Below are 3,700 nucleotides of genomic sequence, written 5' to 3' on the forward strand. Positions count from 1 at the left end.
CGCGTCGGCCGGCTTGCGGACCTGCGACTGCAGCCGCTGCTCGGCCAGCGCCGCTTCCAGCTCGGCGGCGCGGGTCTCCTGGACGACGACCTCCTGGCGCGCGGTCGCCTCGGCCAGCGGGCCCGACTGCGACGCCTTCGCCCGCGCCTGGTCCACCTCGGCCTGGTAGCCGGCCTGCTGGATCTGGCTTTCGCGGACCGCGGCCGCCTTCTTCGCCGCGGCGACCTGCTCGACCTCGGCGGCCTCCTGGTCGCGCTGCGCCTCGGCGATGCGGGCCGACGCGGCGATCGCGGCGGCGTGCGGCTTGCCGAGGTTGTTGATGTAGCCGGACTCGTCGTCGATCTCCTGGATCTGCAGCGAGTCCACGATCAGCCCGAGCTTGATCATCTCCGTCGCTGACGACTGGCGCACCTCGCCGGTGAGCGCGTCGCGGTTGTGGATCATCTCCTCGATGGTCAGCCCGCCCACGATCGAGCGCAGGTGACCGGAGAACAGCTCGTGGATCGTGTCGTTCATGCCCTTCTGCTGGTCCAGGAACCGGCGGGCGGCGTTGGCGATCGAGGCGAAGTCGTCCCCGACCTTGTAGATGACGACGGCCCGCACGGTGACCGGCAGGCCCTGCTTGGTCACGCAGGAGACCTGCAGGTTGACGCCGCGGGTGTCCAGCGACAGCCGACGTGCGGTCTGGAAGCCGGGCAGGACGTTCACCCCGCGGCCGGTGATGATCTTGAAGCCCAGGCTGTCCGCGGTGTCCGCGCGGTCGACGCGGACCCCGAGGCCGGAGATGATCAGGGCTTCGTTCGGCTCGGCGACCTTGTAGAGCAGCCGCAGGATGCCGAAGATGACCACCAGCGCGACGATGAGACCACCGATGGAAAGCAGCACGATTTCCACGAGACTCATGGCACCGACCCCCTCGCTCTTCTGTTGTGGGTGTGTTGGTGCCTCTACGACGCCGTCAGCGGCTCAGCGGTTGCCACCGTTCCACATAAACCGTCCGCGGGGGTTCGAAGTCGACCACGAGCACCTGCGTGCCGGAGCTGAACGTCTCGTCCGGGTCGGCCGGGTAGGCGTAGAACGCCTCCGTGCCGCCCCGGACGTTCAGCAGGACTTCGCCGATGAGGCCGGGGCCGATCGTGCCGGTGACGCGGCCGCGGCTGCCGATCACTGACCGAAGCCCTTGAGCTTGACCTTGGAGCCCTTCTGCACGAACGTCCCCGGCTGCGGGTCCTGGTTGAAGACGAAGTCGAACCCGCCGCCACCGGGACCGTGGCCCTTGCCGCCGTCGCGGTCGGCCTTCAGCCCGGCCTGCTCCAGGATCTTCCGGGCGTCGTCGAACGAGCGGAACCGGACGTCCGGCACCTGGACCGCGTTGTTGACGAAGACGCCGATCCGCTTTTCCTTCGCCTGCGAGTTGGCAGGCGGGTCGGTCCGGGTGACGGCGCCGCCCGGGATGTCCTGCCGGAACTCCTCGCCCGCCTGGAACGGCTCGAAGCCGGCCTGCTGCAGCAGCTGGAACGCCTCGTCCTTGCTCCGCCCGGTGACGTCCGGGACCGGCGGCAGCGGGATCGGGCCCTTCGACACGATGATCGTGACCTGACCGCCGATGTTCAGCTGGCTGCCCGCCGCGGGTTCGGTGCGGATGACCGCGCCCTGCGGGACTTCGGCGTCGTAGTCGTCGGTGCCGCGGACCGGGGTCAGCTGCGCGGTCTTGATCGCGTTCTCGGCGTCGGGCACTGCGGTGCCCGGCCGGATGTCCGGGACTGCCGGGCGGCCCTTGGAAAGCACCACCGACACCGTCGAGTTCGGTGTCAGCGGCGTGCCCTCGGCGGGCTCGGCGCGCAGCACGGTGTTCGACGGGGCCGAGTTGTCGTACTCCTGGCTGAACCGCGGGGTCAGCTTCACCGCGCGCAGCGCGTCGCCCGCCGCGGCCTGGTTGAGCCCGACGAGCTTCGGCACGGTCGCGGTCTTGTCGCCGCCGGTGTCGGTGAGCATGAAGATGAACGCCGTGATCAGCCCGCCGAACAGCAGCACCGCGCCGGCGATGATGGCGATCCGCTTGCGGTTGTCGGCCGGCTTCTCCGGTTCCGGCTCGCTCCGGCGTCGCGCCACCGGGGGCCGCACCGGCGGGATCTGCTGGGTCATGCCCGGCGGCGGGGTGCCCGGGTGGCTCAGCGCCCGGGTCGCGTTGGGGCGGTGCACGGGCATCGTCTTCTCGCCGTCCGGCACCTGCGGGATGCGCGGCAGCGTGCGCTCGGTGTCGGCGACGTCGCCCTGGCCGCGGGAGACCGGGATCGGCACCGTCACCGGCAGCAGCCCCAGCTGGGCGCGCACCGCGGTCAGCTCGGTGAGGAACTCGCCGGCGTCGGCCGGGCGCTGCGCGGGGTCGCGCCGCGTCGCGCGCGTGATCAGGTCGTCGAGCTCCGGCGGCAGGTCCGGGCGCAGCTCGCTGGGGCGCGGCACGTCGTCGTTCACGTGCCGGTAGGCCACCGAGATCGCCGTGTCCCCGGTGTAGGGCACCTGGCCGGTCAGCATTTCGTAGAGCAGGATCCCGGCCGAGTAGACGTCGCCGCGCGAGGACGCCGCGCCGGTTTCGACCTGCTCGGGGGAGAGGTAGGCGACCGTGCCGAGGATGACGCTCGAGCTCGTCGTGCCCGCGCTCGCCACCGCCCGCACCAGGCCGAAGTCCGCGACCTTCACCGCGCCGCCGGTGTGCGGGCCGGACCGGCCGATCAGCACGTTCTCCGGCTTCACGTCCCGGTGCACCAGCCCCGCCTGGTGCGCGGCGGCCAGCGCCGAGAGCACCGGCTCGGCCACGCTCAGCGCCAGCGCGACGTCCAGCGGGCCCCGCTCGTCGAGCAGGTCGCGCAGCGTCCCGCCGTCCACCAGCTCCATCACCAGGAACGCCAGCCCCGACTCCGCGCCCGGCGGCAGGTCGAAGCCCTGGTCGTGCACCGCCACGACGTGCGGGTGGTGCAGCTGCGCCGCGGACTGGGCCTCGCGCACGAAGCGGTCGACGAACGAGCGGTCGTCGGCGAAGCGCGGGTCCATGATCTTGATCGCGACCGGACGGTCCAGCCGGGTGTCCGTCCCCTGATAGACGGAAGACATTCCGCCGTGGGCGAGCAGCCGGTCCACCCGGTAGCGGCGCTCGAGGAGCGTGCCGACCAGGCTGGGATGGGTGCGTGTCACGGGTATGGATCGTACGGAACCGCACACGCCTCGTGGAGGAGACCTCGCGGGTCACCCGTGCGCACTAGCGGGTGCGGGGGCCGAATGTGGCACAGTGTCACCTGTGAGTGGGATTCCGGTCGCCGACGACGTCCTCGACACCGCCATCGCGGTCCTCCCGTTGCCCGAGGTCGCGAAGGCTCTGGGGACTTCGGCCAACAAGGTCCGGCAGATGCTGCGCGACGGGCAGCTGATCGCGCTGAAGCGCGGTGGCGAACTCTGCGTGCCCAGCGACTTCTTCGTCAAGGACGGCGTGGTCAAGGGCCTCGCGGGCACCATCACCGTGCTCGCCGACTCCGGGTTCAGCCGGACGGAGATGCTGCGGTGGCTGTTCACCGCGGACGACACCCTCCCCGGCACCACCCCCGTCAACGCGCTGCGCACCAGCCACGGCACCGAGGTCAAGCGGCGCGCGCAGGCGATGGCGTTCTGACCCGCGCAGGCAGCTGAGCGCGGCGGCGACCTGGAG

Annotated in this window: 4 protein-coding genes; 1 reads left to right on the top strand and 3 read right to left on the bottom strand. The window is 71.4% G+C overall.

The annotated features are described in order from the left end of the window. The 3 genes from G3I65_RS28750 to pknB form a co-directional block, all read right to left on the bottom strand. On the bottom strand, positions 1 to 903 hold a 903-nt coding region (locus G3I65_RS28750; protein ID WP_160698880.1), incomplete at its 3' end, for a flotillin family protein. 55 nt (positions 904 to 958) lie between these two features. After that, a complete protein-coding gene (locus G3I65_RS28755; protein WP_020644793.1) occupies positions 959 to 1,168 on the bottom strand; it encodes a hypothetical protein in 210 nt (69 codons plus the stop codon). Continuing rightward, positions 1,165 to 3,192, bottom strand: a complete 2,028-nt coding sequence (gene pknB / locus G3I65_RS28760; protein WP_160698881.1) for a Stk1 family PASTA domain-containing Ser/Thr kinase — start codon at positions 3,190 to 3,192, stop codon at positions 1,165 to 1,167. The genes G3I65_RS28755 and pknB overlap by 4 nt, the downstream gene beginning before the upstream one ends. 103 nt (positions 3,193 to 3,295) lie before the next feature. Here pknB and G3I65_RS28765 point away from each other — a divergent pair, with 103 nt between their 5' ends. Then, complete coding sequence (locus tag G3I65_RS28765; protein ID WP_160698882.1) at positions 3,296 to 3,664, top strand: Rv2175c family DNA-binding protein; 369 nt, start codon at positions 3,296 to 3,298, stop codon at positions 3,662 to 3,664. The last annotated feature ends 36 nt before the right edge of the window (positions 3,665 to 3,700 follow it).

Origin of the sequence: Amycolatopsis sp. SID8362, assembly GCF_010550475.1 — a bacterium.
GTDB classification, from domain to species: Bacteria; Actinomycetota; Actinomycetes; order Mycobacteriales; family Pseudonocardiaceae; genus Amycolatopsis; species Amycolatopsis eburnea.